This window comes from Achromobacter pulmonis (assembly GCF_021733725.1).
Classification (GTDB): domain Bacteria; phylum Pseudomonadota; class Gammaproteobacteria; order Burkholderiales; family Burkholderiaceae_B; genus Achromobacter; species Achromobacter pulmonis.
On record NZ_JAIFOT010000001.1, the window covers coordinates 4,146,598 to 4,173,523 of the forward strand.

The 26,926-nt window shown below is 64.2% G+C and carries 27 protein-coding genes; 23 read left to right on the forward strand and 4 right to left on the reverse strand.

Annotated features, from left to right (window positions below; translation table 11 throughout):
- The first annotated feature begins 57 nt into the window (after positions 1-57).
- From K2W61_RS19090 to K2W61_RS19105, 4 genes are all read left to right on the forward strand, one after another.
- The gene (locus tag K2W61_RS19090) at positions 58-378 is read left to right on the forward strand and encodes a hypothetical protein (RefSeq protein WP_175131570.1); all 321 of its coding nucleotides are present in this window, start codon (positions 58-60) and stop codon (positions 376-378) included.
- 374 nt (positions 379-752) lie between these two features.
- On the forward strand, positions 753-956 hold the full coding sequence (locus K2W61_RS19095; protein WP_006220190.1) for a cold-shock protein: 204 nt from the start codon (positions 753-755) through the stop codon (positions 954-956).
- Positions 957-1,160: 204 nt separating this feature from the next.
- Positions 1,161-1,724 carry a DUF924 family protein gene (locus K2W61_RS19100; RefSeq protein WP_175131569.1) on the forward strand — a complete coding sequence of 188 codons (564 nt, stop codon included), beginning with the start codon at positions 1,161-1,163 and terminating at the stop codon, positions 1,722-1,724.
- A 267-nt stretch (positions 1,725-1,991) separates the two neighbouring features.
- Positions 1,992-2,198, forward strand: coding sequence for a cold-shock protein (locus K2W61_RS19105; RefSeq protein WP_046805802.1), 207 nt, complete (start codon positions 1,992-1,994; stop codon positions 2,196-2,198).
- A 91-nt stretch (positions 2,199-2,289) separates the two neighbouring features.
- On the opposite strand, the gene K2W61_RS19110 is transcribed toward K2W61_RS19105, so the two are convergent.
- A complete protein-coding gene (locus K2W61_RS19110; RefSeq protein ID WP_175131568.1) occupies positions 2,290-2,835 on the reverse strand; it encodes a TIGR00645 family protein in 546 nt (181 codons plus the stop codon).
- A 260-nt stretch (positions 2,836-3,095) separates the two neighbouring features.
- Between K2W61_RS19110 and loiP the strand changes: the two genes are divergently transcribed.
- The 5 genes from loiP to lon all read left to right on the forward strand — a co-directional run bounded on the left by loiP (position 3,096) and on the right by lon (position 10,085).
- On the forward strand, positions 3,096-3,851 hold the full coding sequence (loiP, locus tag K2W61_RS19115) for a metalloprotease LoiP (RefSeq protein WP_175131567.1): 756 nt from the start codon (positions 3,096-3,098) through the stop codon (positions 3,849-3,851).
- Positions 3,852-4,018: 167 nt separating this feature from the next.
- Entirely contained in the window at positions 4,019-5,329 is a 1,311-nt protein-coding gene (gene tig / locus K2W61_RS19120; protein WP_175131566.1) for a trigger factor, read from the forward strand.
- A 4-nt stretch (positions 5,330-5,333) separates the two neighbouring features.
- A complete protein-coding gene (gene clpP, locus K2W61_RS19125; protein ID WP_175131565.1) occupies positions 5,334-5,987 on the forward strand; it encodes an ATP-dependent Clp endopeptidase proteolytic subunit ClpP in 654 nt (217 codons plus the stop codon).
- Between the two features lie 101 nt (positions 5,988-6,088).
- Positions 6,089-7,387 (forward strand): ATP-dependent Clp protease ATP-binding subunit ClpX, encoded by a 1,299-nt coding sequence (gene clpX / locus K2W61_RS19130; protein WP_175131564.1) that lies wholly within the window; start codon positions 6,089-6,091, stop codon positions 7,385-7,387.
- A 247-nt stretch (positions 7,388-7,634) separates the two neighbouring features.
- Complete coding sequence (gene lon / locus K2W61_RS19135; protein ID WP_175131563.1) at positions 7,635-10,085, forward strand: endopeptidase La; 2,451 nt, start codon at positions 7,635-7,637, stop codon at positions 10,083-10,085.
- Positions 10,086-10,198: 113 nt separating this feature from the next.
- On the opposite strand, the gene lexA is transcribed toward lon, so the two are convergent.
- Positions 10,199-10,849 (reverse strand): transcriptional repressor LexA, encoded by a 651-nt coding sequence (gene lexA, locus K2W61_RS19140; protein WP_175131562.1) that lies wholly within the window; start codon positions 10,847-10,849, stop codon positions 10,199-10,201.
- 159 nt (positions 10,850-11,008) lie between these two features.
- On the reverse strand, positions 11,009-12,208 hold the full coding sequence (locus tag K2W61_RS19145) for an amino acid aminotransferase (RefSeq protein WP_175140642.1): 1,200 nt from the start codon (positions 12,206-12,208) through the stop codon (positions 11,009-11,011).
- 77 nt (positions 12,209-12,285) lie between these two features.
- On the opposite strand from K2W61_RS19145, the gene uvrB reads away from it, so the two are divergent.
- The 12 genes from uvrB (at position 12,286) to K2W61_RS19205 (ending at position 24,168) form a co-directional block, all read left to right on the forward strand.
- Entirely contained in the window at positions 12,286-14,409 is a 2,124-nt protein-coding gene (gene uvrB / locus K2W61_RS19150) for an excinuclease ABC subunit UvrB (protein ID WP_236756334.1), read from the forward strand.
- Between the two features lie 249 nt (positions 14,410-14,658).
- Positions 14,659-15,150 carry a low molecular weight protein-tyrosine-phosphatase gene (locus K2W61_RS19155; RefSeq protein ID WP_006386176.1) on the forward strand — a complete coding sequence of 164 codons (492 nt, stop codon included), beginning with the start codon at positions 14,659-14,661 and terminating at the stop codon, positions 15,148-15,150.
- A gap of 191 nt (positions 15,151-15,341) precedes the next feature.
- Positions 15,342-15,887, forward strand: a complete 546-nt coding sequence (iscR, locus tag K2W61_RS19160; RefSeq protein ID WP_175131558.1) for a Fe-S cluster assembly transcriptional regulator IscR — start codon at positions 15,342-15,344, stop codon at positions 15,885-15,887.
- An 18-nt stretch (positions 15,888-15,905) separates the two neighbouring features.
- Positions 15,906-17,117: an IscS subfamily cysteine desulfurase gene (locus K2W61_RS19165; RefSeq protein ID WP_175131557.1), complete on the forward strand. Its 1,212-nt coding sequence runs from the start codon at positions 15,906-15,908 to the stop codon at positions 17,115-17,117.
- Positions 17,118-17,150: 33 nt separating this feature from the next.
- Positions 17,151-17,555, forward strand: a complete 405-nt coding sequence (gene iscU / locus K2W61_RS19170) for a Fe-S cluster assembly scaffold IscU (protein WP_006386173.1) — start codon at positions 17,151-17,153, stop codon at positions 17,553-17,555.
- A gap of 2 nt (positions 17,556-17,557) precedes the next feature.
- Positions 17,558-17,881, forward strand: coding sequence for an iron-sulfur cluster assembly protein IscA (gene iscA, locus K2W61_RS19175; protein ID WP_006386172.1), 324 nt, complete (start codon positions 17,558-17,560; stop codon positions 17,879-17,881).
- Positions 17,882-17,884: 3 nt separating this feature from the next.
- A complete protein-coding gene (gene hscB, locus K2W61_RS19180; protein WP_175131556.1) occupies positions 17,885-18,391 on the forward strand; it encodes a Fe-S protein assembly co-chaperone HscB in 507 nt (168 codons plus the stop codon).
- 72 nt (positions 18,392-18,463) lie between these two features.
- Positions 18,464-20,326 (forward strand): Fe-S protein assembly chaperone HscA, encoded by a 1,863-nt coding sequence (gene hscA / locus K2W61_RS19185; protein WP_236756335.1) that lies wholly within the window; start codon positions 18,464-18,466, stop codon positions 20,324-20,326.
- A 9-nt stretch (positions 20,327-20,335) separates the two neighbouring features.
- On the forward strand, positions 20,336-20,677 hold the full coding sequence (gene fdx / locus K2W61_RS19190; protein ID WP_175131554.1) for an ISC system 2Fe-2S type ferredoxin: 342 nt from the start codon (positions 20,336-20,338) through the stop codon (positions 20,675-20,677).
- The gene (gene iscX / locus K2W61_RS19195; RefSeq protein ID WP_175131553.1) at positions 20,677-20,871 is read left to right on the forward strand and encodes a Fe-S cluster assembly protein IscX; all 195 of its coding nucleotides are present in this window, start codon (positions 20,677-20,679) and stop codon (positions 20,869-20,871) included. Before fdx ends, iscX begins: the two co-directional genes overlap by 1 nt.
- A gap of 102 nt (positions 20,872-20,973) precedes the next feature.
- Entirely contained in the window at positions 20,974-21,864 is an 891-nt protein-coding gene (locus K2W61_RS19200; RefSeq protein WP_175131552.1) for a methylglyoxal synthase, read from the forward strand.
- A 201-nt stretch (positions 21,865-22,065) separates the two neighbouring features.
- Positions 22,066-24,168, forward strand: coding sequence for a TonB-dependent siderophore receptor (locus K2W61_RS19205; protein ID WP_236756336.1), 2,103 nt, complete (start codon positions 22,066-22,068; stop codon positions 24,166-24,168).
- 18 nt (positions 24,169-24,186) lie between these two features.
- Here K2W61_RS19205 and K2W61_RS19210 read toward each other — a convergent pair whose 3' ends face one another.
- Positions 24,187-24,990 (reverse strand): enoyl-CoA hydratase/isomerase family protein, encoded by an 804-nt coding sequence (locus tag K2W61_RS19210; protein ID WP_236756337.1) that lies wholly within the window; start codon positions 24,988-24,990, stop codon positions 24,187-24,189.
- 232 nt (positions 24,991-25,222) lie between these two features.
- Here K2W61_RS19210 and K2W61_RS19215 point away from each other — a divergent pair, with 232 nt between their 5' ends.
- Both K2W61_RS19215 and K2W61_RS19220 read left to right on the forward strand, forming a co-directional pair.
- On the forward strand, positions 25,223-26,047 hold the full coding sequence (locus tag K2W61_RS19215) for an ABC transporter ATP-binding protein (RefSeq protein ID WP_236756338.1): 825 nt from the start codon (positions 25,223-25,225) through the stop codon (positions 26,045-26,047).
- Entirely contained in the window at positions 26,047-26,925 is an 879-nt protein-coding gene (locus tag K2W61_RS19220) for a branched-chain amino acid ABC transporter permease (protein WP_236756339.1), read from the forward strand. The genes K2W61_RS19215 and K2W61_RS19220 overlap by 1 nt, the downstream gene beginning before the upstream one ends.
- Position 26,926: the final 1 nt, after the last annotated feature.

Sequence of the window (26,926 nt, forward strand, 5' to 3'; positions counted from 1 at the left end):
CGCACCCGAGTGGTGCCTGCCCGGCGGGCCTGGCCCGCAAGTCTAGGAAGAGTGATCATGGAAATACTGAGTCGGCATGTTGCCGACGTGGCGGGCGGCGTTGAGCTGCACACAACGCTGGATGGCGAGAGCATCAGCGCCTATGTCGTGACGGGCGTAACCGATCTCAACGCGATCGCCGATATCGTGCCCCCCGAAAAAGTCGCAGGCGGAGCGGACATACACGCCGCCAGTGTCGACAATGTTGATAATGCGCAAGACCAAATCGACCAGGTCCTGGAAAATATCAATCCCGGCGACGTGGCGGTTTTTCTTTGCTCGGGCCCCGATGCTTTTGGCGCGGCGCTCGACCTGTTGGGTTTACCTATCGAAGAGTAAGCCTGGCGGCAAACCAAAGTGCTCGCCCAAACGGCGTATGGGTTCAATACGCGTTTGGCGGCGGGGCATTTAAATAAGCCTTGATTGTTTTTTTATTGTGCGTGGGTGTTTACACCTATGCAGGGCCTCTTTTTGCCTATGAAAACGTGTAAATTTTGTCCGCAGTTTCTCTTTGTTGCATTATTGGCACGCATTTTTTAGGATTATGTTGACTTGTGAGGGGAACATAACCATAGTGTCGGCACACGATCACAAGCGTTGCGATTTTCGTTCAGTGCCGTGCCTTTTCCGGCTCAGCGTTATTGTTCTACTGTCCCCTCCTTGATTGATTCGTGACCTCCGGGCATTTGCCCATTATCTCTAGGAAATACAGTATGGAAACCGGCGTCGTTAAGTGGTTCAACTCGGAAAAAGGCTATGGCTTCATCACCCCGGAAGCGGGTGGTAAGGACCTGTTCGCTCACTTCTCCGAAATTCAGGGCTCGGGCTTCAAGTCTCTGGAAGAGAACCAGCGCGTCAGCTTTGTGACGGCCAATGGCCCCAAGGGCCCGCAAGCCACGAAGATTCAGGTCCTGTAAGGTCCTGCGTTTTCTGAAAAGCCCCTTCGGGGGCTTTTTGCATGCAAGGCTCCCTACGGGGAGCCTTGTCGTTTCCGGCCGTCCGATTGGCGGCCCGGCGCGCGCCGGATGCCACGTCCCGGACCCACGCGGTATCCTTGCCGCGGGTTCCCCGCCGCCCCATCCGACCGCCGCGGCACTCGCCACAGACCAAGGACGTTTCCCATGACCCAATCCGGTTCCATCCCTGTTTCTCCGCAGCCGCGGGATATCGTGGCGTTCTGGCGCGATGCCGGGCCGCAACAATGGTTCACCAAGAACGCCGACTTCGACGAGCGCTTTCGCCAGTATTGCGGGCAGGCCCACATGGCCGCCGCCGCGCGCCAGCTCGATGCCTGGCTGGACGTGCCGGAGGGCGCCCTGGCCCTGCTGATCCTGCTGGACCAGTATCCCCGCAACGCGTTCCGCGGTACCGCCCACATGTTCGCCACGGATCCGCTGGCGCTGGTATTCGCCGAGCGCGCCATTGCCGCCGGCCACGACCTGGCGGTCGATCCGGCCCTGCGCCAGTTTTTCTACCTGCCCTTCGAGCATGCCGAGACCCTGGCCGCGCAGAACCGCGCGGTGGCCTTGATGGAGCCCCTGGGCGCCGAGGCGGTGCGCTGGGCGGTCCTGCATCGTGACATCATCAAGCGTTTCGGCCGCTTCCCGCACCGCAACGCCGCGCTCGGCCGGCAGACCTCGCAGCCCGAGCAGGAGTTCCTCGACGCAGGCGGCTTCGCCGGCTGAGGCAGGCCGCCGCGCGACCGTATCCGCCTGTATCGGCATGTGGCCAGTTGCAAACCGCGCCGGCGCCGGCGCATCGCGGCACCCGGGGCGGCCATGTATTTGACGTTTTTCGCGGTTCGCCAATACACTGGGTACAGCGAGATTCTCAAGCGACGCGGTCTGCGTTTAACTTGTCGCGGTCAGTGGTACTGCAGTGGCTTCCTCTCCCATCCCTTGATGATCTGGCGCCCCGCGAGCAATCGCTTTTTTTAGGTTCGAGGAAATTCCATGGCAACCGGCATCGTCAAGTGGTTCAACGCCGAAAAAGGGTATGGATTCATCATGCCCGACGACGGCAGCAAGGATCTGTTCGCCCATTATTCGGAAATCCGCAGCGAAGGCTATAAGTCGCTGCAGGAAAACCAGCGCGTCACGTTCGAGGTCGGCACCGGTCCCAAGGGGCCCAGCGCCAAGAACATCAAGGTCGCTTCCTGATCGCGGATCCGTGGCGTGCCGCCTGACGGCGCGCCACAAGGACAAAGCCCCGCTGCTGGTGCGGGGCTTTTCTTTTGTGCGCGGCGCGCTGTCAGTGCCGCGGATGCGGCGGAGTCGCCAGCTTGTCGACCAGGGCGATCCCCAGCGCCGAGAGGATGAACAGGCCATGGATGATGGTCTGCCACATGACGCCGGCCTCCGAGAAGCGCGCGGCGGGCGTGCCCAGCGTGCCTGCCTCGATGAAGGTGCGCAGCAGGTGAATCGACGAAATGCCGATGATGGCCATGGCCAGCTTGACCTTCAGGACGCTGGCGTTGACGTGGCTGAGCCATTCGGGCTGATCGGGATGGCCCTGCAGTCGCAGGCGCGACACGAAGGTTTCATAGCCCCCCACGATCACCATGACCAGCAGGTTCGAGATCATCACCACATCGATCAGGCCCAACACCAGCAGCATGATTTCCATTTCTCCGAAACTGGTGGCGTGGGTCAGCAGATGCCAGAGTTCCTTCAGGAACAGCATCACGTAGACGCCCTGGGCGACGATCAGCCCCAGATAGAGCGGCAATTGCAGCCAGCGCGAACTGAAGATCAGGCTGGGCAGCAGGCCGAGGCGGGTAGAGGTATGGGAGGTCATGATGGGTGCGAGCCGTTATAGGAAATATGCCGAAAAAACTGCGGCGGCAATTCTATCAATCCAGGGCTGCGCCGCGTTGTGTCTTTGATGTCGGGACCAGGCGTGGCGCAGGTACTTACCACGGTAAGAAGTCATTCGCATGCCTTTTGTGTAAGCGAAATTCGCATTTGCGAAACTCTGTGGCGAAACGGTTTGAATGCTTTTGGCGTATATAGAATTGCCGCCTCACTCGTACAGAGTCAGTCAAGAGGAGTTTTTTCATGAAGATTCGCTACACCGTTGCCGCGCTGGCCGTCGCGCTCGCCCCTTATTCCGCGTCGCATGCTCTCGACATCGGGGGGCTTGTGGGCGCCGGCAGCAAGGTGGTGCAGGCCGCTACCCTGAGCGATGCGGAAATCAAGGCCTTGTCCGACAAGGCTTGCGCGCAAAGCGATTCCCAGGAAAAGATCGCCGCTCCGGGTAGCAAGTACGACGTTCGCCTGCAGAAGATCGCCAAGCAACTGGGCGGCACCGTCAATGGCCAGAAGGCCAACTACAAGGTCTACCTCACCAAGGACGTCAACGCCTGGGCCATGGCCAACGGCTGCATCCGCGTCTATAGCGGCCTGATGGACATGATGACCGACGACGAAGTGCTGGGCGTGGTGGGCCACGAAATCGGCCACGTCGCGCTGGGCCACAGCAAGAAGGCCATGCAGACCGCCTATACGGTTTCGGCCGCGCGCGACGCCGCTGGCGCCGCCGGTGGCTCCACGGTTGCCGCCCTGAACGCGTCGCAACTGGGCGACCTGACCGAGAAGTTCATCAACGCGCAATTCTCGCAATCGCAGGAAAGCGCCGCCGACGACTACTCCTTCGACCAGTTGCAAGCCAAGAAGCTGAACACCCGCGGCCTGGTGACGGCGTTCCAGAAGCTCGCCAAGCTGGACGGCGGCAAGAGCGATATGATGAGCTCGCACCCGTCCTCGGCCAAGCGCGCGCAGCACATCGAAGATCGCATCGCCAAGGCCAAATAAAGCGTCCTGGCGAGGCTTCGCCGCCCTTTCCGGGTGGAAAACGGGGTGCGGGCATCCGGGCTTATCCGGGTGCTCGCGCCCCTTTGCGTCAGGGGTCCGGAAGTTTCCGGTAAAATGCTTCGTTTATCCGCCCGTCATCTCATATCTCTCGGAAAATAGGTCTTTTAATGCAGCCTGTGGTTGAAACCCTCTCCGGCCTCGAGCGCCGTGTTGATCTGGCCGTCTCGGTGGCCGACGTCGAAAAGGAAGTCCAGGCGCAGCTGAAGCGCGTGGCCCGCACCGCCAAGGTTCCCGGCTTCCGTCCTGGCAAGGCGCCGCTGGCCATGCTCGAGCGCAGCCATGGCCCCGGCATCCGCTACGACGTGATCAACAGCCAGGTCGGCCGTGCATTCGAGCAAGCCGTCGACGGCGCCAAGCTGCGCGTCGCTGGCGCCCCGAACCTGGAACCCAAGACCGAAGGCATCAGCGATGACACGCTGGCCTTCACGGCCACCTTCGAGGTCTATCCCGAAGTCACCGTGCCGGATCTGTCGGCCCTGGCCGTCACCCGCTATGAAACCGCCGTCACCGACGCCGAAGTGCAGCAGACCCTGGACGTCCTGCGCAAGCAGCGCGCCACGTTCGAAGCCCGTGAAGGCCGCGCCTCGCAAGACGGCGACCGCGTCACGCTGGACTTCGCCGGCACCATCGACGGCGTGCCGTTCGACGGCGGCAAGGCTGAAGACTTCCCGTTCGTGCTCGGCCAAGGCCGCATGCTGCCGGAATTCGAAGAAGCCGCCCGTGGCCTGAAGGCTGGCGAAAGCAAGGTCTTCCCGCTCAAGTTCCCCGATGACTACCAGGGCAAGGAAGTCGCCGGCAAGACCGCCGAATTCACCATCACCGTCAAGGAAGTGGCTGAAGGCGTCCTGCCCGAACTGAATGCCGAATTCGCCAAGTCGCTCGGCCAGGCCGAAGGCGACGTCGAAAAGCTCAAGGCCGACATCCGCAGCAACATCGAACGCGAAGTCAAGGTGCGCGCGCAAGGCCGCACCAAGTCCAGCGTGATGGACGCCCTGGTCGAAGCCGGCAAGTTCGACGTGCCGAAGGCGCTGGTCGACAACGACGTGCAAAGCCGCATCGCCGCCGCCCGCGAAGAGCTCAAGCAGCGTGGCGTGCCGAACGCCGAGTCGGTGCCGATCCCGGCCGAGGCCTTCGCGACCGAATCCGAGCGCCGCGTGCGCCTGGGTCTGCTGGTGTCCGAACTGGTCAAGCAAGCCCAACTGCAGGCCAAGCCGGAACAGGTCCGCGCCCGCATCGAGGAATTCGCGGAAAACTACGAACAACCCGCCCAGGTTGTCAGCTATTACCTGGCCGACCGCCAGCGTCGTGCTGAAATCGAGGCGATCGTGCTCGAAGACAACGTCGTCGCGCACGTTCTGGAAAAAGCCAAGGTCACCGACGAAAAGGTGCCTTTCGATCAGTTGATGGGGATGGCGTAACACTATGCAGAGATTCACCGATTTCTATGCGGCAATGAATGGCGGGTCGTCGGTGACGCCCACCGGCCTGGGCTACATTCCCATGGTGATCGAGCAGTCGGGGCGTGGCGAACGCGCCTACGACATCTATTCGCGTCTGCTCCGCGAGCGGCTCATCTTCCTGGTGGGCCCGGTCAACGACGCGACGGCCAATCTGGTCGTGGCGCAGTTGCTGTTCCTGGAATCGGAGAATCCTGACAAGGACATTTCCCTGTACATCAACTCGCCCGGCGGGTCGGTGTACGCGGGCATGGCCATCTACGACACCATGCAGTTCATCAAGCCGGATGTGTCGACCCTGTGCACCGGCCTGGCGGCCAGCATGGGCGCCTTCCTGCTGGCGGCAGGCAAGAAGGGCAAGCGCTTTACCTTGCCCAACTCGCGCATCATGATCCACCAGCCCTCGGGCGGCGCCCAGGGCCAGGCCTCCGACATCCAGATCCAGGCTCGCGAGATCCTGGACCTGCGCGAGCGCCTCAATCGCATCCTGGCCGAAAACACCGGCCAGTCGATCGAGCGCATCGCCGTGGACACGGAACGTGACAACTTCATGTCGGCCGAAGATGCGGTATCGTATGGACTGGTGGACAAGGTGATGACGTCCCGCTCGGAAGGCTGACTTCCGGCTTGCGTCCCACCGGCTGCCACCTTGTTTGAGTAAGCGCAGGCGCCGGGTCCTTTACCCGGTCCGGCGCTTCTTTACCTGAGATACGACTACATATGCCTGATAAAAAGGGATCGGCAGACGCAAAAGTGCTGCATTGCTCGTTTTGCAATAAAAGCCAGCACGAAGTCCGCAAGCTGATCGCGGGTCCGTCGGTATTCATCTGCGATGAGTGCATCGACCTGTGCAACGACATCATCCGCGAGGAAGCGCAGGCCACCGCGCGCGCGGCGATTCGTTCCGAACTGCCCACTCCGGCTGAAATCAAGACGTTCCTGGACCAGTACGTGATTGGGCAGACCTCGCCCAAGCGCATGCTGGCGGTGGCGGTCTACAACCACTACAAGCGCATCCGCCACGGCGAGATCAAGGGCGACGAAGTCGAGCTGTCCAAGAGCAACATCATGCTGATCGGCCCCACCGGGTCGGGCAAGACGCTGCTGGCGCAGACCCTGGCGCGCATGCTGAACGTGCCGTTCGTCATGGCCGACGCGACCACGCTGACCGAAGCCGGTTACGTCGGTGAAGACGTCGAGAACATCATTCAGAAGTTGCTGCAGAACTGCAACTATGAAGTCGAGAAGGCGCAGCGCGCCATCATCTACATCGACGAGATCGACAAGATTTCCCGCAAGTCCGACAACCCGTCGATCACTCGCGACGTGTCGGGCGAGGGGGTGCAGCAGGCCTTGCTCAAGCTGATCGAAGGCACGGTGGCCTCGGTGCCGCCGCAGGGCGGGCGCAAGCACCCCAACCAGGACTTCGTCCAGGTCGACACGACCAATATCCTGTTCATCGTGGGCGGCGCCTTCGACGGGCTGGAGAAGGTCATCCGCGACCGCACCGAAAAGTCCGGCATCGGTTTCTCCGCCTCCGTGCGCGCCAAGTCCGAACGTGGCGTGGGCGAGCTGTTCTCCGAGGTCGAGCCCGAAGACTTGATCAAGTTCGGCCTGATTCCCGAACTGGTCGGCCGCCTGCCGGTGGTCGCCACGCTCGACGAGCTTGACGAGGCCGCCTTGGTGCAGATCCTCACCGAGCCCAAGAACGCCCTGCTCAAGCAATTCCAGAAGCTGTTCGCGATGGAAGGCGCCGAGCTGGACGTGCGCCCCGCCGCGCTCAAGGCCATCGCCCGCAAGGCGCTGCGCCGCAAGACCGGCGCCCGCGGGCTGCGTTCCATCATCGAGCAGGCCCTGCTCGACACCATGTATGACCTGCCGTCGCAAGGCAACGTCAAGCGCGTGGTGCTCGATGAAAACGCGATCGAGGGCGAAGGCAAGCCGCTGCTGATCTACGCCGACGAAGAAGGCACCGCCGAAAAGCCCGAGCGCGGGGAAGTCCGCGACGCCGCGGCCTGACGGATATTTCAGAAAAACCCGTTTCCGAAACGGGTTTTTTTGTCTCCGGCCCCCGATTGAACGCACACTGGCGGGGCGTGTCCAATAAAAAGATACCGGCGCCGTTTTTTTTGCCGTTTTGTTTATCCGGCCGCCGGGATCTTGAATTTTCGGCTATTGTTCCCATAACAGACGTAACTGATGGGGCTGTCCGGGTATTCCCGGTCATCCTGTCCCCGATACGCCGAGTCATACCGAGGAACCTCCTATGTCTGCCAGCCAGACCCTGCCTTCCGACCCGATCGACCTCCCCCTGCTGCCACTGCGCGATGTCGTAGTGTTCCCGCACATGGTCATCCCGCTGTTCGTCGGCCGTCCGCGCTCTATCCGCGCGCTCGAGGTTGCGATGGAAGCGGGCAAGAGCATCATGCTGGTGGCCCAGAAATCCGCCGGCAAGGATGATCCCACTCCCGAAGACGTCTACGAGATCGGCTGCGTCGCCGGCATCCTGCAGATGCTCAAGCTGCCCGATGGCACCGTCAAGGTGCTGGTCGAAGGTACCCAGCGTGCCCGCATCAACAGCATCGAAGACGCCGATTCGCACTTCACCTGCCAGGTCACCCCGATCGAGCCGGACGCCGTCCAGGGCTCCGAGACCGAGGCCCTGCGCCGTGCGATCGTGGCCCAGTTCGAACAGTACGTAAAACTCAACAAGAAGATCCCACCGGAGATCCTGACCTCGCTCGCCGGGATCGATGACGCCGGTCGCCTGGCCGACACGATCGCCGCGCATCTGCCGCTGAAGCTCGAGCAGAAGCAGAAGATGCTCGAGATCGTCGGCACCTCCGAGCGCCTCGAAGGCTTGCTCACGCAGCTGGAAACCGAAATCGACATCCTCCAGGTCGAGAAGCGAATCCGCGGCCGCGTGAAGAAGCAGATGGAAAAGAGCCAGCGCGACTACTATCTGAATGAGCAGGTCAAGGCCATTCAGAAGGAGTTGGGCGAAGGCGAAGAGGGCGCCGATATCGAGGAGCTCGAAAAGAAGATCATCGCCGCGCACATGCCCAAGGAGGCGCGCAAGAAGGCCGATGCCGAGCTCAAGAAGCTCAAGCTCATGTCGCCCATGTCGGCCGAAGCCACCGTGGTGCGCAACTACATCGATACGCTCATCAATCTCCCCTGGAGGAAGAAGAGCAAGATCAACAATTCCATCTCCAACGCCGAGACCGTGCTCGACAACGATCACTACGGCCTGGAGAAGGTGAAGGAACGCATCCTCGAATACCTCGCCGTGCAACAGCGCGTGGACAAGGTCAAGGCGCCGATCCTGTGCCTGGTCGGTCCTCCGGGGGTCGGCAAGACCTCGCTGGGCCAGTCCATCGCCAAGGCCACGAACCGCAAGTTCGTGCGCATGGCGCTGGGCGGCGTGCGCGACGAAGCCGAGATCCGCGGCCATCGTCGTACGTACATCGGCTCGATGCCCGGCAAGATCGTCCAGAACATGTCGAAGGTCGGCGTGCGCAATCCCCTGTTCCTGCTCGATGAAATCGACAAGCTGGGCATGGATTTCCGCGGCGATCCTTCGTCGGCGCTGCTCGAAGTGCTGGACCCGGAACAGAACCATACGTTCCAGGACCACTACATCGAAGTCGACTTCGATCTGTCGGACGTCATGTTCGTGGCCACCAGCAACACGCTGAACATTCCGCCGGCCCTGTTGGACCGGATGGAAGTGATCCGCCTGTCCGGCTACACCGAGGAAGAAAAAATCCACATCGCCCGCGACCATCTGCTGCCCAAGCTGATGAAGAACAACGGCGTCAAGGAGTCCGAGCTGACGGTCGACGACAGCGCGCTGCGCGATATCGTGCGCTACTACACCCGCGAAGCCGGTGTGCGTGCGCTCGAACGCGAAGTGGGCAAGATCTGCCGCAAGGTGATCAAGCAACTGCTGACCCAGAGCGACCGCGCCAAGGCCGAAGGCAAGCCCTTCGAGGTCAAGCCGGTCAACGTGACGGGCGACAACCTCAGCGATTACCTCGGCGTGCGCCGCTACACCTTCGGCATGGCCGAAAAGGAAAACCAGATCGGTCAGGTGACCGGCCTGGCCTGGACCGAAGTCGGTGGCGACCTGCTCACGATCGAAGTGGCGGACATGCCTGGCAAGGGCGTGATCCAACGCACCGGTTCGCTGGGCGACGTGATGAAGGAATCGGTCGAGGCGGCCCGTACGGTGGTGCGCTCGCGGGCACGGCGCCTGGGCTTTGCCGACAGTGTGTTCGAGAAGCACGACATGCACGTGCACGTGCCGGAAGGCGCGACGCCCAAGGACGGCCCGTCCGCTGGTATCGCGATCACCACCGCCATGGTGTCGGCGTTGTCGCGCATCCCGGTGCGCGCCGACGTCGCCATGACCGGCGAGATCACGCTGCGTGGCGAAGTCCTGCCGATCGGCGGCTTGAAGGAAAAGCTGCTGGCCGCGCATCGTGGCGGCATCAAGACGGTCTTGATTCCGGAAGAAAACGTCAAGGATTTGGCGGAGATTCCGGACAACGTCAAGAACCATCTTGAGATCGTGCCGGTGCGCTGGATCGACAAGGTGCTGGAGCTGGCCCTGGAACGCCTGCCCGAGCCGCTGGCGGAAGACGAAGCGGTCAAGGAACCGCTGGTCGCCAAGCCGGCCGAACCTGGCTCGACGGACCCGGTGCTCAAGCACTGATCCCGTCCCGAGGCGGCCCGCTAGGGTCTGCCCAAAAAGAAACCCCGCACGAGCGGGGTTTCTTTTTTTAGCGCGGCCGTTGGGCCGGCGTCCGTTCCCGGAAGGGGCGGGACTCAGTGCAGGGCGTGCGGGCGGATCAGGCCGACGGCAATGCCTTCCAGGGCGAATTCCTGGTCGGCTTCGACCACGATGACGTTGAAGTCGGGGTTCTCGGGCAGCAATTCCACGCGGCCGTTCTGGCGCTGCAGCCGCTTGACGGTGACGTCGTCGCCCAACCGGGCCACCACGATCTGGCCGTTGCGTGCTTCAGAGGCCTTCTTGACGGCCAGCAGGTCGCCTTCGAGGATGCCCGCATCGCGCATGCTCATGCCGCGCACCTTGAGCAGGTAATCGGGAGCCTGGGCGAACAGGCTGGGATCGACGCCGATCTCGCGCTCGACATGTTCGGCGGCCAGGATCGGGCTGCCGGCCGCCACACGGCCCACCAGCGGCAGCAGCAGTTGTGCCAGGCCGGGCAAAGGCAGCGGCGCCTGGGCCGGCGCGGAGGAGGCGTCTTTCAGGCGGATGCCGCGCGAGGCGCCGGCGGTGAGCTCGATGGCGCCCTTGCGCGCGAGGGCCTTGAGATGGTCTTCGGCCGCGTTGGGCGAGCGGAACCCCAGGGCCTGGGCGATCTCGGCGCGGGTGGGCGGAAAGCCGGTGCGCGCGACGGTTTGCCGGATGAGGTCCAGGATTTGCTGTTGACGATCAGTGAGTTTGCTGGCCATGGCGGTGATCCGATTCGAAGCGGACTGTACATATATACAGCGGCATTCTGGGGGACATAACGCAAAAATGCAAGCGCTGATCAGATCGCGGCGGCGGCCGCCAATGAAAAACGGGACCCGTGGGTCCCGTTTTTGGATACTGCCTGCCTTCTGGATGCCCTACAGCACCGCAGCGATGCCCTTGGCCACCTGATCGATGTTGCCGCTGTTGAGCGCGGCCACGCAGATGCGGCCGCTGGAGACGGCGTAGACGCCGTGCTCTTCACGCAGGCGGTCGACCTGGGCCGAGGTCAGGCCCGAATAGGAGAACATGCCGCGCTGCTGCAGCACGAAGCTGAAGTCCTGCTTGCCGCCGTGTTCCTTGATCTTCTCGACCAGCTGCTTGCGCATCAGGCGGATGCGATCGCGCATCGCGCCGAGTTCTTCTTCCCACATGGCGAACAGCTCGGGCGAGTTCAGCACCGTGGAGACGATGGTGCCGCCGTGGGTGGGCGGGTTGGAGTAGTTGGTGCGGATGACGCGCTTGAGCTGGCTCAGCACGCGGGTGGCTTCGTCCTTGCTGCCGGCCACGACGGTCAGGGCGCCGACCCGCTCGCCGTACAGCGAGAACGACTTCGAGAACGACGAACTGATGAACATGGTCAGGTCGAGATCGGCGAACAGGCGCACGACTGCCGCGTCTTCATAGAGGCCGTCGCCGAAGCCCTGGTAGGCGATGTCCAGGAACGGCACCAGCTTGTTTTCCTTGACGACCGCGGCGATCTGCTTCCATTGGTCGAAGGTGGGGTCAACGCCGGTGGGGTTGTGGCAGCAGGCGTGCAGCACGACGATGGTCTGGGCCGGGGCGGCCTTCAGGGCGGCCAGCATGCCGTCGAAGTTCAGGCCGCGGGTGGCAGCATCATAGTAGGCGTAGGTGCCCACTTCGAAGCCGGCGCGTTCGAACAGCGCGCGGTGGTTCTCCCAGCTGGGATCGCTGATCAGGACCTTGGAGGCCGGCAGCAGCTGGCGCAGGAAGTCGGCGCCGATCTTGAGGGCGCCGGTGCCGCCCAGGGCCTGGGTGGTCAGGACACGGCCGGCGGCCGCCAGCGGCGAGTCCTTGCCGAGCAGCAAGGCTTGCGCGCCCTGGTTGTAACCGGCGATGCCTTCGATCGGCAGGTAGCCGCGGGCGGCGGCGGCCTCGACGCGGGCGATTTCGGCCTTGCGCACCGCACCCAGCAGCGGAATGCGGCCCTGGTCGTCGTAATACACGCCCACGCCCAGATTGACTTTACCGGGGCGGGTGTCCGCGTTGTATTGTTCGTTCAGGCCAAGGATGGGGTCGCGCGGCGCGAGTTCGACGGAATCGAAAAGGGTGCTCATGGGACTCTGCTGAGGGTGAGTGGACGCAGTCGGAAGTGCTGTGGATAATGGGGGGTTTACCCTGGGAACAGTCTAGCATGCCTAAGAGCCCGATAGACCCGAGCGCGGCGGGTGCCGCGGCCGCTGAAGCGACGGCCGTTGCCGTCGCCGGGGCAACCGCAGGAGCGAACGCCGGGGCGACAGGCGGCTATGTCGATTTTCCCGGCAGCCCGTTTCACTTGTACCAGCCCTATCCGCCCGCTGGCGACCAGCCCAACGCGATAACGGGGCTGGTCCAGGGTGTGCAGGACGGCCTCATGTACCAGACCCTGCTGGGTGTGACCGGTTCGGGCAAGACCTACACCATGGCCAACGTCATCGCCCAGCTCGGGCGGCCGGCGCTGGTGTTGGCGCCCAACAAGACCCTGGCGGCGCAGTTGTACGCGGAGATGCGCGAGTTCTTTCCCAAGAACGCGGTGGAGTACTTCGTCTCGTACTACGATTACTACCAGCCGGAAGCCTACGTGCCCACGCGCGACCTGTTCATCGAGAAGGACTCGTCGATCAACGAGCACATCGAGCAGATGCGCCTGTCGGCCACAAAAAGCCTGCTGGAGCGGCGCGACACCATCATCGTCGGCACCGTGTCGTGCATCTACGGTATCGGCAACCCGGGTGACTACCACGCCATGGTGCTGATCCTGCGCGCCGGCGACCAGATCTCGCGGCGCGAGATCCTGGCGCGGCTGGTGGCCATGCAATACACCCGCAACGACGCGGAATTCACGCGAGGCGTGTTCCGCGTGCGTGGCGAAACCATCGACATCTTTCCGGCCGAAAGCGCCGAGCTGGCGCTGCGCCTGACGCTGTTCGACGATGAAATCGAAAGCCTCGAGCTGTTCGATCCGCTGACCGGCCGCATTCGCCAGAAGCTGCCGCGCTTCACGGTCTACCCTGGCTCGCACTATGTGACGCCGCGCGATACCGTACTGCGTGCCATCGAGACGATCAAGGAAGAGCTGCGCGAACGCACCAAGCGCTTCGTCGACGACGGCCATCTGGTCGAGGCCCAGCGGCTCGAGCAGCGCACCCGTTTCGACCTGGAAATGCTGCAGGAACTGGGCTTCTGCAAAGGCATCGAGAACTACTCGCGCCACCTGTCGGGCGCCGCGCCGGGCGAACCGCCGCCAACCCTGATCGACTACCTGCCGGCCGATGCGCTGATGTTCATCGACGAAAGTCACGTCACCATTGGCCAGCTCAGCGCCATGTACCGGGGCGACCGCTCGCGCAAGGAGACCCTGGTGCAGTATGGCTTCCGCCTGCCGTCGGCGCTGGACAACCGGCCGCTCAAGCTCGAGGAATTCGAGGCCCGCATGCGCCAGTGCGTTTTCGTGTCGGCCACGCCCGCGGCCTACGAGAAGGAGCACGCCGACAATGTGGTCGAACAGGTGGTGCGTCCGACCGGCCTGGTCGATCCGATTGTCGAGGTGTTGCCGGCGCGCACGCAGGTTGACGACCTGCTGGGCCAGATCAAGCTGCGCACGGGGCAGGGCGAGCGGGTGCTGGTCACGACCCTGACCAAACGCATGGCCGAAGACCTCACCGACTTCCTGTCCGAGCACGGCGTGCGGGTGCGCTACCTGCACTCGGACATCGATACGGTCGAGCGGGTGGAAATCATCCGCGACCTGCGCCTGGGCACGTTCGACGTGCTGGTGGGCATCAACCTGCTGCGCGAAGGCCTGGATATTCCGGAGGTGTCTCTGGTGGCCATCCTGGATGCCGACAAGGAAGGCTTCCTGCGTTCCGAGCGCAGCCTGATTCAGACCATCGGCCGGGCGGCGCGCAATCTCAATGGCCACGCCATCCTGTACGCCGACCGCATTACCGATTCGATGCAGCGCGCCATGGAGGAGACCAGCCGCCGCCGCGCCAGGCAGCTGCAATTCAATATCGACCATGGCATTACGGCGCGTGGTGTGCAGAAGGCGGTGCGCGAGCTGATCGACGGCATTGTCGCGCCGGTGCAGCATGATGCGCTGGAAGCCGCGGTGCCGGCCGAATTGCTGAAGGACGAGAAGGCCCTGGCGCGCGAGCTCAAGCGTCTCGAAAAGCTGATGATGGACCATGCCCGCAACCTCGAATTCGAGCAGGCCGCCGCTGCCCGCGATGCCCTGACGGCACTGAAGCAGCGGGTGCTGCTGGATGGCGCCGTGTGACGGGAGCCCGGTATCTGGATGTATCCATTCGCTGACAGACTGCTGAATAGCGAACGGAATCGGAGTGTTGCGGAAGTGGGCTCGGAATTTGCGTAACTGATCCCGTCCTTATCTTCGGATTAACCTTAAATAGAGCCTTCAACTAGTTGATTTTTAGGAAATATTCAAGGGGACGTATTGAGCCGAAACGGGCGCCCGGGACACAAAAAAAGCTTGCCTTATCTCGGGTTTTCCCGCACACTTACTTCCATGATGACCAAGGTACTTTTCGTTTGCATGGGCAATATCTGTCGCTCGCCGAGCGCAGAGGGCGTGTTTCGCCATTTGGTGAACGACGCGGGTTTGGGCGATGTGGTTCGCATCGACTCCGCGGGCACGCACGCGTTTCACATCGGCGAGGCGCCTGATGCCCGGGCGCAGGCTGCGGCGCGCAAGCGCGGCTACGAGATCACGCACTGTGAGGCCCGTCAGGTCACCGCGGAGGACTTCCGCGATTTCGATCTGATCCTTGCCATGGACTGGGACAACCTGTCCGCCATGCAGCAACAGTGCCCCAAGGCCTACCAGCACAAACTGATGCTGCTGATGCGCTTTGCCAATGAGTTCGAAGAGGCCACCGTGCCCGATCCCTACTACGGCGGCGCCGACGGCTTTGGCAAGGTGCTGGACTACCTCGAAGATGCCTGTCAAGGTGTGCTCGAACTGGTCCGCAAGCGCGCTACCCAATATCAGGCGGCCTGAGGCCCCTGGTGTGCCGGGACGCCCTGTGGGGCGCCTGGCGAACAGGCAGTGAAAAAACCGCGCAATTGCGCGGTTTTTTCTAGTCGGGAGTCATACCAAATTACTCGGGAATTTGCTATACTTGAGCCAATTACTCGGGTATTGGCCGTCGGATTCGCCGGCGGCCATTGCCGAATCACAGGGAATTCACCATGCGGCTAACTACCAAAGGGCGTTTCGCCGTGACTGCCATGATCGATCTGGCTATGCGGCAACATAGCGGCCCGGTCACTCTTGCGGCCATCAGCCAGCGTCAGAATATTTCGCTTTCCTATCTGGAACAGCTGTTCGGGAAGCTGCGCCGCCACGAACTCGTGGACAGCGTGCGCGGCCCCGGCGGCGGTTACTCGCTCGCGCGCCTGGCGCGCAACGTGACCGTGGCCGACATCATCTTTGCCGTCGACGAACCGCTGGACGCCACCAGCTGCGGCGGCAAGCGGGACTGTACGAGCGGCAACGACGGCAAGCCCGGCAAGTGCATGACGCATGAACTCTGGGCCACGCTGAATCGCAAGATGGTCGATTACCTGGATTCGGTGTCGCTGCAGGATCTGGTCGATCAACAGCGTGTGCGCCAATTGCAGGAAGCCAACAATCAAGCGCAGGCCTGCGCGGTGCGCGTGAACCGGGTGGGAGGCGCCAACAATACCGCCGCCAACGCCCCGACCACCGCCGTCGCGGCCAATGCCACCGTATAAGCAGTAGGAGTTGTAGAAATGACCAACCGCCCGATCTATCTGGACTACTCGGCCACGACCCCCGTCGACCCGCGCGTCGTCGAAAAAATGATTCCCTGGCTGTACGAGAGCTTTGGCAACCCCGCCTCGCGCAGCCACTCGTTCGGCTGGGAAGCCGAGGATGCCGTTGAGCGCGCCCGCGAGGAAGTCGCCAAGCTGGTGAACGCCGATCCGCGTGAAATCGTGTGGACCTCCGGCGCCACCGAGTCGGACAACCTGGCCATCAAGGGCGCCGCCAACTTCTACGCTGAACGCGGCAAGCACATCATCACCATCAAGACCGAGCACAAGGCCGTGCTCGACACCTGTCGTGAACTGGAGCGCCAGGGCTTCGAAGTGACCTACCTGGACGTCAAGGACAACGGCCTGATCGACCTGGACGTGTTCAAGGCGGCGCTGCGCCCCGACACCGTGCTGGTCTCGGTGATGATGGTGAACAACGAAATCGGCGTCATCCAGGACATCGAAACCCTGGGCGAGATCTGCCGCGAGAAGGGCATCATCTTCCACGTCGACGCCGCGCAGGCCACCGGCAAGGTGGAGATCGACCTGCAGAAGCTGAAGGTCGACCTGATGTCGTTCTCGGCCCACAAGACCTACGGCCCCAAGGGTATCGGCGCGCTGTACGTGCGCCGCAAGCCGCGTGTGCGCATCGAGGCGCAGATGCATGGCGGCGGCCACGAGCGCGGTTTCCGCTCGGGCACGCTGGCCACGCACCAGATCGTCGGCATGGGCGAGGCCTTCCGCCTGGCCCGCGAGGAAATGGGAACCGAGAACGAGCGCGTCCGCATGCTGCGCGATCGCCTCTGGGCCGGTCTGTCGCAGATCGAAGAGGTCTACCTCAACGGCGACATGGACCACCGCGTGCCGCACAACCTGAACGTCAGCTTCAACTACGTCGAAGGCGAGTCGCTGATCATGGCGATCAAGGAACTGGCCGTGTCCAGCGGCTCGGCCTGCACCTCGGCCAGCCTGGAGCCTTCCTATGTGCTGCGCGCCCTGGGCCGCAACGACGAGCTGGCGCACAGCTCGATCCGCTTCACGCTGGGCCGGTTCACCACCGAGCAGGAAGTGGACTACACCATCGAACTGCTCAAGAGCCGTGTCGGCAAGCTGCGCGACATGTCGCCGTTGTGGGAAATGGCCAAGGAAGGCATCGATCTGAATACCGTGCAGTGGGCCGCGCACTGAGCGCCCGCGCCAAAGAATACGTGGAGAACTAACATGTCTTACAGCACCAAAGTCCTGGATCACTACGAAAACCCCCGCAACGTCGGCTCGTTCGACAAGTCGGACGACTCGGTGGGCACCGGCATGGTCGGCGCGCCGGCCTGTGGCGACGTCATGAAGCTGCAGATCAAGGTGAACGAAGCGGGCGTCATCGAGGACGCGCGTTTCAAGACCTACGGCTGTGGCTCGGCCATTGCATCGAGCTCGCTCGTGACCGAATGGGTCAAGGGCAAGACGCTGGACGAGGCGATGAACATCCGTAACACGCAGATCGCCGAGGAACTGGCCCTGCCGCCCGTGAAGGTGCACTGCTCGATCCTGGCCGAAGACGCGATCAAGGCCGCCGTGCAGAACTACAAGGAAAAGCATTCGGTTCCGGCCGAAGCTGTTGCGAGCTGAACATGTCCGTTACCCTGACCCAACAGGCTGCCACCCACATCGGCCGCTACTTGCAAAAGCGCGGCAAGGGGATCGGCTTGCGCCTCGGCGTTAGGACGACGGGTTGTTCCGGCATGGCCTACAAGTTGGAGTACGTGGACGACGCGGCGCCCGAGGACCAGGTGTTCGAGAGCTTCGGCGTGAAGGTATTCGTCGATCCCAAGAGCCTGGCCTACCTGGACGGCACCGAGCTGGACTACGCCCGCGAAGGCCTGAACGAAGGTTTCAAGTTCCGCAACCCCAACGAGAAGGCGACCTGCGGCTGCGGCGAGTCGTTCACGGTGTAAGTCTTGGCTGGAGACGATCACTTCAGCCTGTTCGGCTTGCCGGCACGCTTCGACCTGGACGCCCAGGCACTGGAATCAGCGTGGCGCACCGTCGCCGCGCAGGTGCATCCCGACCGCTTTGCCACCGCCAGCCCCGCGGAACGCCGCGTGGCGATGCAGTGGGCGGCGCGCGCCAACGAGGCCTATCGCCAGTTGCGCGATCCGCTGTTGCGGGCGCGCTACCTGTGCGAGCAGGCCGGCGTGGATCTGCAGACCGAGAGCAATACGTCGATGGACACGGCTTTCCTGATGCAGCAGATGACCTGGCGCGAAATGATGGACGACGCGCGTGACGATGCCAATGTCCTGGCCGAGCTGCGGACCGAGCTGGAGCAAGCCCGCCTGCAGATGCGCGGCGAGTTGACGCGCCTGCTCGATGAACGGCGCGACTACGCCGCCGCGGGCCTCAAGGTGCGGGAATGGATGTTCGTGGAAAAGCTGGCGCAAGAGCTGGCCCACGCTCATCCCTAGCCCCGGGCGGCAGGGGAGGGCCCGGCCACCGGGCGCCTGGACCGCGCCGCCTACTGAACAGAAAAAACAATCATGGCCTTATTGCAGATATCCGAGCCCGGTGAATCGCCCGCGCCGCACCAGCGCAAGCTGGCGGTGGGGATCGACCTGGGCACGACCAATTCCCTGGTGGCCGCGGTGCGCAGCAGCGTCGCCGAAGTCCTGCCCGATGCGCAGGGTCATGTGCTGCTGCCGTCGGCGGTGCGCTATTACCCCGACGGTAAGGTCACCACGGGCCGCGAACCCCTGGCGCAGCAGGCCGAGGATCCGCTGAACACGGTGGTGTCGGTCAAGCGTTTCATGGGGCGCTCGCTGGAAGAGGCGCGCGCGACCCGCGCGCCGTATGAATTCGTGGAGGCGCCCGGCATGGTGCGCATCCGCACCGCGCAGGGCGACCTGAGCCCGGTGGAGGTGTCGGCGCAGATCCTGGCGGTGTTGCGCCAGCGCGCCGAGGACGTGCTGGGCGACGATCTGGTGGGCGCCGTCATCACGGTGCCGGCGTATTTCGACGACGCCCAGCGCCAGGCGACCCGTGACGCGGCGCGCCTGGCCGGCCTGAACGTGCTGCGCCTGCTGAACGAGCCGACCGCCGCGGCGATCGCTTACGGTCTGGATAATGCCGCCGAGGGCGTGTACGCGGTCTATGACCTGGGCGGCGGCACCTTCGATATTTCCATCCTGCGATTGACGCAGGGCGTGTTCGAGGTGATCTCGACTGGCGGCGATACGGCGCTGGGCGGCGACGACTTCGATTCGCTCATCGTCGATCACGTGGTGGCGGCCGCGGGCGCGGCCGGCCTGACGCACGCCGACCGGCGCGGCTTGCTGATGGCGGCGCGCGCGGCGCGCGAGGCGCTGTCCGACGCGCAGGACGCCAATCTGAAACTGGCGCTGGCCAGTGGCCAGGTGATCGACCACACGTTGACCCGCGACCAGTTCGAGGCGCTGGCGCAGCCGCTGGTGCAGCGCACGCTGGACAGCGCGCGCCGGGCGCTGCGCGATGCCGCGCTGAAGCCGGTCGATGTGCGCGGCGTGGTGATGGTGGGCGGCGCCACGCGCATGCCGGTGGTGCGCGCCGCGGTCGGCGAGATGTTCGGCACCGAGCCCCTGACCGATCTGGATCCGGACCAGGTGGTGGCGCTGGGCGCCGCGCTGCAGGCCAATCTGCTGGCTGGCAATCGCGCGCCGGGCGAGGACTGGCTGCTGCTGGACGTGACGCCGCTGTCGCTCGGCCTGGAAACCATGGGCGGATTGGTCGAGCGCGTAATTCCGCGCAATAGCACCATTCCGGTGGCGCGCGCGCAGGAATTCACGACGTTCAAGGATGGCCAGACGGCCATGAGCATCCATGTGCTGCAAGGCGAGCGCGACCTGGTGACGGATTGCCGTTCGCTGGCGCGCTTCGAACTGCGCGGCATTCCGCCGATGGTGGCGGGCGCCGCGCGCATCCGCGTGACGTTCCAGGTGGACGCCGATGGCCTGTTGAGTGTGACCGCACGTGAACAGAGCACGGGCGTGGAGGCGGCGGTGTCGGTCAAGCCGTCGTACGGCCTGAGCGACGACGAAGTCGCGCGCATGCTGGCCGACAGCGTGGCGCAGGCTGACAGCGATGCCCGCGCCCGCATGCTGCGCGAGCAGCAGGTGCAAGCGCGCCAGTTGGTCGAATCGGTGCAGGCCGCGCTGGCGGTCGATGGTGACCTGCTCAATGCCGAGGAACGCCAACGGGTCGATGACTGCCTGCAGGCGGCCACCCGCGCCCAGGAGGCGCAGGACGTGGACGCGGTGAAGGCCGCGGTCGAGGCCCTGTCGGCCGCGACCGATGAATTCGCCGCCCGCCGCATGGACCGCAGCATCCGCGCCGCGCTGGCCGGCCGCAAACTTGACGAGATTGCCTGATAGGAAACTATGCCGAAACTGACCGTACTGCCTCATCCCGACTATTGCCCTGAAGGCGCCGTGATAGAGGACGCGCCCAAGGGCGTGTCGATCTGTCGCGTGCTGCTGGACAACCACATCGACATCGAGCACGCTTGCGAACTGTCGTGCGCGTGTACGACCTGTCACGTGGTGGTCAAGCAGGGCTATTCGTCGCTGGAAGACGCGACCGACGACGAAGAGGATCTGCTGGATAAGGCCTGGGGCCTGACGCCGACCTCGCGCCTGTCGTGCCAAGCGTTGGTGGCGGATACCGACCTGACGGTGGAGATTCCCAAGTACACCATCAACCACGCGAAAGAGGGGCATTGATGAAGTGGACTGATACTTACCAGATCGCCGAGGCGCTGGTGGACGCCCATCCGGACGTCGACCCCAAGACGCTGCGTTTCACGCAGTTGCGCGAATGGGTGCTGGCCTTGCCCGGCTTCAATGATGATCCGGAACGCAGCGGCGAGAAGATCCTGGAGGCCATTCAGATGGCCTGGATCGACGAGGCCGACTGATCCGCCTGCGAAACGCTCCCGAAGGGCGTTTTTTTCATTGGGGCGGGGCGCGCGGGGTATCATCAAGGCTCTTTTCGTTGTCCTTGTCATTCGAGTCTACCGATGCCCGCTGCCCCATTGCGCTTTGGCCTGGCCGCCAATCGACTGCACCATGAAACGCCCGACGCTGCCCTGTTCACGTGGTTGCGGGCCTGTTCGTCCACCATCCGCGAGTTGGGGGTGCAGCTGCATACCGTGGGCCGCACGCACGATGCCATTGTGCGCGAGGGCATGCTGCAGGGCTATTCCGGCCTGATCCGCTACCCGTATGGCCGTGAGGGTGGGCTGATGAAGCTGGTGGCGCGCGTGACCGAGGGCCGCGATGGCCAGGCGCCGTTCGATGGCGCGATCTACCTGATCGATCCGGTCGATCCGTCGTCGATCTTCCCCGAGGCGCTGGCGCTCAAGCGCCAGTGCATCACGCACGGCCGGCCGTTCATCTCGACGCTGGCCGGCGCCATCGAATGGATGGAGGTCGAGCGCGTGCATGCGGGCCTGGCGCCGGACGTGTCGGCGTCGCGCCTGTTCAACTACACCGGCCAGACACTGGCGCTGATCGCGCACGATGCGCTCAAGGACGAGATGGTGGCGTTCGCGGCCGAGCATTTCGACGTGTTGTCGCAGTTCGCGCGGCGCGTGGCCACCGGCACCACCGGCGGCCGCCTGAACGAACTGGCATGGTCGCGCGGCTGGCCCAAGGACACGCCGTGGGTGCATCGTTACCTGAGCGGGCCGCTGGGCGGCGATGCGCAAATTGCGGAACTGGTGCTGGAGCACCAGTGCCAGCGCGTCATCTTCTTCGAGGATCCGCATGTGGCGCGCCAGCACGAGGCCGACATCCAACTGCTGGAGCGCGCGGTGCGCGTAGTGACCGAGTCGGCGACCTGCGCGACCTCGCCGTCGGTGGCGCGGCGCTGGGCCCAGGCGGTGGAGTTGCGGGCAGGACGCGGTTGAGCCGCCAGCCTGCCGGCAGGGCGCCCTTCGGGGCGCCTTTTTCTTGTCGTTTTCCCTGATGCGCCGGAAGGCGGAGCCCCGTTTCGGGCAGGAGAAGCCTTTTCCTTTGTAGGGAAAAGGAACCATTTCAATAACGAGAAACATTAACATTTGGATCTCTAAAATTCGTCAAGGGGAGCTACGTCGATGTTTCATCCTGCCATGTCCCGCCGTGCCGGCCTGGTGGCGGCGCTGAGTGTCTTGCCGGCAGCGCTGACAGCACAGCCGGCGCCTGTGGAACCGACCACACTGCCGTCGGTCAGGGTGGAGGGGGGCGCGGAGACGGCCACCAGCCCGGTCCTGGGCTACGCCGCCACCCGCTCGGCCACCGCCACGAAGACCGACACGCCGCTGAACGAGACCGCGCAGTCAATTACCGTAGTGCCGCGCGACCAGATCGTGGACCAGGGCGCCACCAGCCTGCAGGATGCGCTCGGTTATGCGGCCGGGGTGCGCTCCGATGCCTACGGCCTGGATGCGCGTAGCGACAGCGTGCGGGTGCGGGGGACCGATGTCGATGTCTACCTGGACGGGATGCGCCAGGCGTTCGATTACTACACCAGCACGACCCGCCCGGATCCGTACATGCTGGAGCGCATCGAGGTGCTGCGCGGGCCGGCGGCCATGATGTACGGCCAGGGCAGCACGGGCGGCCTCATCAACCTGGTCAGCAAGCGCCCGCTCGCCGAGACACAGCGCGAAGTTGGGGTGCAACTGGGCAATCACGGGCGCAAGCAGGCGCAGATCGACCTGACGGGGCCCATCACCGAGGATGGCCAATGGCTGTATCGCCTGGTGGCGTTGCAGCGCGATGCCGATACCCAGGTGCATCATGTGCCGGATGACCGCACGCTGGTGGCGCCATCGCTGACGTGGCGGCCGAGTGCGGCGACGACGTTGACCTTGCAGGCGCTGTATCAGAAGGACAAGTCGGGTTCGACCGCGCAGTTCATGCCGTGGTCCGGCATGCGCACGCCCAATCCCAACGGCACTATTCCGACCTATCGTTTCATCGGTGAACCGGATCATGATCGCTACGATTCCGAACGCCGTACGTTCGGCTGGTTGTTCGAGCACAAGTTCAACGACAAGTGGGCGTTCAGCCAGGGGTTCCGGCACGCCAACAACAAGGTGACGTACTTCACGCATTATGCGGATTCGTTCAGCCTGCCCGGCGGCTGGGCCGCTGACCCGGTCAACCAGCGCATCATCGGCCGCTATGCCGATGACACCATCACCAAGGTGCGCATGGATACGCTGGACCAGCACCTGAGCGGCGAGGTGCGCACCGGCGGGGTGACGCACAAGTTGCTGCTGGGGCTGGATTGGGTGCGCTATCGACGCGACCGCGAGAGCGGCAGCGGCAAGGATACGATCGATGCGTACGACCCGGTGTACGGCAATGGCTACATCCCCGAGCTGACCGGCGAGCCGCGTTTCACGCAGCGCCAGACGGGCATCTACCTGCAGGACCAGATGAAAATCGGCCAGCACTGGATCGTGACGGCTGGCCTGCGGCACGACCGCGCGCGCAGCCAGCTCGAGGGCGGGAATACGGACAAGGCCCAGGCCACCACCAAGCGCTTCGGCCTGATGTACGCGGCCAGCAATGGCTGGTCGCCCTACATCAGTTACAGCGAATCATTCACGCCGGTGGCCAGCACCACGCGCCGCACACCGGATGGTGACGTGCCCGAACTGTACCAGCCACTGCGCGGCAAGCAGTGGGAGGCGGGCGTGAAGTACCAGTCCGCCGATGGCGGTCAGCTGGCGACGGCCTCGGTGTACGACTTGCGGGAGAAGAACCGCCTGGTGCCGGATCCGACGTCGGCGCTGAACAACGTGCAGACCGGCAAGACGCGCACGCGCGGCCTGGAACTGGAATGGCGCGGCCAGGTGACGTCGTCGTTCGACGTGATCGCGCACTACAACTACATCGACCTGGATCCACAGCTCGAAGGCATTCCACGCCACCAGGCGGCGGCATGGGGCCGGTACCGTTTCGCGCTGGACAACCTGGACGGGCGTTTCACGGTGGGCGCGGGCACGCGTTGGATGTCATCGTTCCGCGATGGCGACGCGCCCAAGCTGTCGCCGGTGTGGCTGGTGGACGCCATGATGGCGTACGAAACCAGCCACTGGCGTTATGCCTTGAACGTCAACAACCTGACGGACAAGACCTATCTGGCCACGTGTCTGTCGCGCGGCGATTGCTGGTATGGCGCGCGCCGCAGCGCAATCGCCAGCGTCACCTACAAGTTCTGACGCGGGGCTGCGCGCGTGTCAGCGGCCCTGGAAGCGCGGCGCGCGCTTTTCGCGGAAGGCGCGCACGCCTTCGGCGAAATCCTCGCGCCGGGCAGTCTGCAGGAAGCAGGCGGTTTCTTCGGCCAGTTGTGTCTCCAGCGATGCCTGCGCGGCGCTGCGCAGCAGCTGCTTGGCGCCGGCGATGCCGTGCGGTGCGTGGTTGGCCAGCTGTTGCGCATAGGCTTGTGCTTGCGGCGCCAGTTGGCCGGTGTCGGCGACGCGGTTGATGAGCCCCCAGGCATGTGCCTGCGCGGCGGTGAAGGCATCGGGGCGCAGCAGCAGGTCGAGCGCGCGGCGCGGGCCGAGCAGGCGGTTCAGGCCGTGGGTCATGCCGGCGTCGGGCGTGGCGCCGAGTTTCAGGTAGGCGGTCATGAAGCGCGTGTCGGCATCGGCGATGGCCAGGTCGCAGGCCAGGACGAGAGACAGGCCGGCGCCGGCCGCGACGCCGTGGACCTGCGCCAGCCAGAGCTTGTCCATGCGCGCGATGTGCGCCACGAAGTCGTTGAGCGGCGTGAACAGCTCGAGCAGCCTGGCGCGCACCGCATTGACGTCGCCTTCGAACAGCGCGATGTCGCCACCCGCGCAGAAGGCCTTGCCCGCGCCGCGCAACAGCACCAGCCGGATGTCGGCGCGCGTATCGAGCCATTGGGCCGCCCGCTGCAGGTCCTGGGCCATGGCGATGTCGATGGCGTTGAAGGTGGCGGGCTGGTTCAGCGTCAGCGTGGCGATGCCGTCGCCGGCCTCCAGCAGCAGGGTGGGAAATACCGGCAGAGCAGGGGTCATGGCTTGTCTCCGTTATCGGGTAAATACCAACTTTCGATCCAAAAACCACGATGCTAAGGTCGCAACCAAGCGCTTGCTCGGTTGCCGTCCGAGCCGCAAGCGTAACGCATAGAACGATTTTCCGGCGCTGTACAGCGTAGGTAAAAGACAGGTTCGCCGCATCGCCTGCCTCGGGGCTACGCTGATTCACCGCCATTAAAAAAACAGCTTCGCGATCACAGCGAGGAGACAAATGGTGGATCAATCCGATAGCCCTCCCTTGCTGGAGGTGGATGGGGTCACGTTGGCGTTCGGCGGGATCAAGGCGCTTACCGGCGTGGGCTTTCGTGTCGCGCCCGGGTCCATCACCACGGTCATCGGCCCCAATGGCGCGGGCAAGACCTCGCTGTTCAACACCATATCGGGTTTCTACCGTCCGACCGCGGGGGCCATCCGCTTCGCGGGCCGCGACATCACGCGCGTGGCGGCGCCCGAGCGCGCGCGGCTGGGGTTGGCGCGCAGTTTCCAGAACATCGCGCTGTTTCGCGGCATGACGGTGCTGGACAACATCAAGCTGGGGCGCCATGCCCACCTGCGCACCAATGTGCTGGACGCGCTGCTGTACCTGGGACGGGCGCGGCGCGAGGAAATGGCGCTGCGCGCCGATATCGAGGAACGCATCATCGACTTCCTGGAGATCGACCACATCCGCCACGCGCCGGTGGCGGCGCTGTCGTACGGGTTGCGCAAGCGGGTGGAGCTGGCGCGGGCGCTGGCGATGCAGCCCAAGGTGCTGATGCTGGACGAGCCGGTGGCGGGCATGAACCGCGAGGAGACCGACGACATGGCGCGCTTCATCCTCGACGCGCGCGCCGAGTGGGGCGTGACGGTGCTGATGGTGGAGCACGACATGGGCATGGTGATGGATCTGTCGGACCACGTGGTGGTGCTGAACTTCGGCCAGGTCATCGCCGACGGCACGCCCGCGGCGGTGCAGGCCGATCCGGAGGTCATCAAGGCCTATCTGGGCGCGGGCGACGTCGGCGATCTGCGTCGGCGGCTGCGCGAGGCGGCTTGATGGACGGCCTGTTCTTCGTGGAGGTGACGCTGGCCGGGCTGGGCAGCGGCGGCCTGTATGCGCTGGCGGCGCTGGCGTTCGTGATTGTCTACAAGGCGACACGGGTGGTGAACATCGCCATCGGCGAATTCCTGATGATGGGCGCTTATGTGTTCTATGCCTTTGCCGCCGGCATGGCCTGGCCGATATGGGCGGCGATTGCCGCCGCGGTGGCGCTGTCGGCCGCGCTGGGCGCGCTGGTCGAGCGCGTGACGATCCGGCCGATGCTGGGCGAGTCGCCGATTTCGGTGTTCATGATCACAGTGGGGCTGGCCTCGATCCTGGTGGGCGTGGTGGAACTGATCTGGACGGCGGACCAGCGCCGGCTGCCGGAGTTCATGCCGCGCGCGCCGGTGATGCTGGGCGAGGCATTCGTCGCGCCCAAGGTGTTCTACGGGTTCTGGGTGGCGCTGGCAATGGCCTTGTTCGTATTGGCGGTGTTCCGCTATTGGCGCGGCGGCGTGGCCTTGCGGGCCACCGCGTCGGACCAGGGGGCAGCCTACGCGATGGGCATCAATGTGCCGCGGGTGTTCTCGCTGTCATGGGCGGCGGCAGGGGCGATCGCGGCGGTCTCGGGCGTGATCGTGGGCGCGATCGGCGGCATCTCGTCGTCGATGGGCGTGTTTGGCCTGTCGGTGCTGGTGGTGGTGATCGTGGGCGGACTGGACAGCGTGGCGGGGGCGCTTGTCGGGGGCATTTTCATCGGCCTGCTGGAGGCCTGGGCCGGCGCCTACCTGGGCGGCGAATACAAATTGCTGGCGACCTTTGTGGTGCTGGTGGCGGTGCTGATGATGCGGCCCTACGGCTTGTTCGGCACGCGTGAGATCGAGAGGCTGTAGC

What these genes read in the sequence shown, in the direction of transcription:
- K2W61_RS19090 (WP_175131570.1), top strand. Translation starts at nt 58, where the DNA reads ATGGAAATACTGAGTCGGCATGTTGCCGACGTGGCGGGCGGCGTTGAG.
- K2W61_RS19095 (WP_006220190.1), top strand. Translation starts at nt 753, where the DNA reads ATGGAAACCGGCGTCGTTAAGTGGTTCAACTCGGAAAAAGGCTATGGC.
- K2W61_RS19100 (WP_175131569.1), top strand. Translation starts at nt 1,161, where the DNA reads ATGACCCAATCCGGTTCCATCCCTGTTTCTCCGCAGCCGCGGGATATC.
- K2W61_RS19105 (WP_046805802.1), top strand. Translation starts at nt 1,992, where the DNA reads ATGGCAACCGGCATCGTCAAGTGGTTCAACGCCGAAAAAGGGTATGGA.
- K2W61_RS19110 (WP_175131568.1), bottom strand. Translation starts at nt 2,835, where the DNA reads ATGACCTCCCATACCTCTACCCGCCTCGGCCTGCTGCCCAGCCTGATC.
- loiP (WP_175131567.1), top strand. Translation starts at nt 3,096, where the DNA reads ATGAAGATTCGCTACACCGTTGCCGCGCTGGCCGTCGCGCTCGCCCCT.
- tig (WP_175131566.1), top strand. Translation starts at nt 4,019, where the DNA reads ATGCAGCCTGTGGTTGAAACCCTCTCCGGCCTCGAGCGCCGTGTTGAT.
- clpP (WP_175131565.1), top strand. Translation starts at nt 5,334, where the DNA reads ATGCAGAGATTCACCGATTTCTATGCGGCAATGAATGGCGGGTCGTCG.
- clpX (WP_175131564.1), top strand. Translation starts at nt 6,089, where the DNA reads ATGCCTGATAAAAAGGGATCGGCAGACGCAAAAGTGCTGCATTGCTCG.
- lon (WP_175131563.1), top strand. Translation starts at nt 7,635, where the DNA reads ATGTCTGCCAGCCAGACCCTGCCTTCCGACCCGATCGACCTCCCCCTG.
- lexA (WP_175131562.1), bottom strand. Translation starts at nt 10,849, where the DNA reads ATGGCCAGCAAACTCACTGATCGTCAACAGCAAATCCTGGACCTCATC.
- K2W61_RS19145 (WP_175140642.1), bottom strand. Translation starts at nt 12,208, where the DNA reads ATGAGCACCCTTTTCGATTCCGTCGAACTCGCGCCGCGCGACCCCATC.
- uvrB (WP_236756334.1), top strand. Translation starts at nt 12,286, where the DNA reads ATGCCTAAGAGCCCGATAGACCCGAGCGCGGCGGGTGCCGCGGCCGCT.
- K2W61_RS19155 (WP_006386176.1), top strand. Translation starts at nt 14,659, where the DNA reads ATGATGACCAAGGTACTTTTCGTTTGCATGGGCAATATCTGTCGCTCG.
- iscR (WP_175131558.1), top strand. Translation starts at nt 15,342, where the DNA reads ATGCGGCTAACTACCAAAGGGCGTTTCGCCGTGACTGCCATGATCGAT.
- K2W61_RS19165 (WP_175131557.1), top strand. Translation starts at nt 15,906, where the DNA reads ATGACCAACCGCCCGATCTATCTGGACTACTCGGCCACGACCCCCGTC.
- iscU (WP_006386173.1), top strand. Translation starts at nt 17,151, where the DNA reads ATGTCTTACAGCACCAAAGTCCTGGATCACTACGAAAACCCCCGCAAC.
- iscA (WP_006386172.1), top strand. Translation starts at nt 17,558, where the DNA reads ATGTCCGTTACCCTGACCCAACAGGCTGCCACCCACATCGGCCGCTAC.
- hscA (WP_236756335.1), top strand. Translation starts at nt 18,464, where the DNA reads ATGGCCTTATTGCAGATATCCGAGCCCGGTGAATCGCCCGCGCCGCAC.
- fdx (WP_175131554.1), top strand. Translation starts at nt 20,336, where the DNA reads ATGCCGAAACTGACCGTACTGCCTCATCCCGACTATTGCCCTGAAGGC.
- iscX (WP_175131553.1), top strand. Translation starts at nt 20,677, where the DNA reads ATGAAGTGGACTGATACTTACCAGATCGCCGAGGCGCTGGTGGACGCC.
- K2W61_RS19200 (WP_175131552.1), top strand. Translation starts at nt 20,974, where the DNA reads ATGCCCGCTGCCCCATTGCGCTTTGGCCTGGCCGCCAATCGACTGCAC.
- K2W61_RS19205 (WP_236756336.1), top strand. Translation starts at nt 22,066, where the DNA reads ATGTCCCGCCGTGCCGGCCTGGTGGCGGCGCTGAGTGTCTTGCCGGCA.
- K2W61_RS19210 (WP_236756337.1), bottom strand. Translation starts at nt 24,990, where the DNA reads ATGACCCCTGCTCTGCCGGTATTTCCCACCCTGCTGCTGGAGGCCGGC.
- K2W61_RS19215 (WP_236756338.1), top strand. Translation starts at nt 25,223, where the DNA reads ATGGTGGATCAATCCGATAGCCCTCCCTTGCTGGAGGTGGATGGGGTC.
- K2W61_RS19220 (WP_236756339.1), top strand. Translation starts at nt 26,047, where the DNA reads ATGGACGGCCTGTTCTTCGTGGAGGTGACGCTGGCCGGGCTGGGCAGC.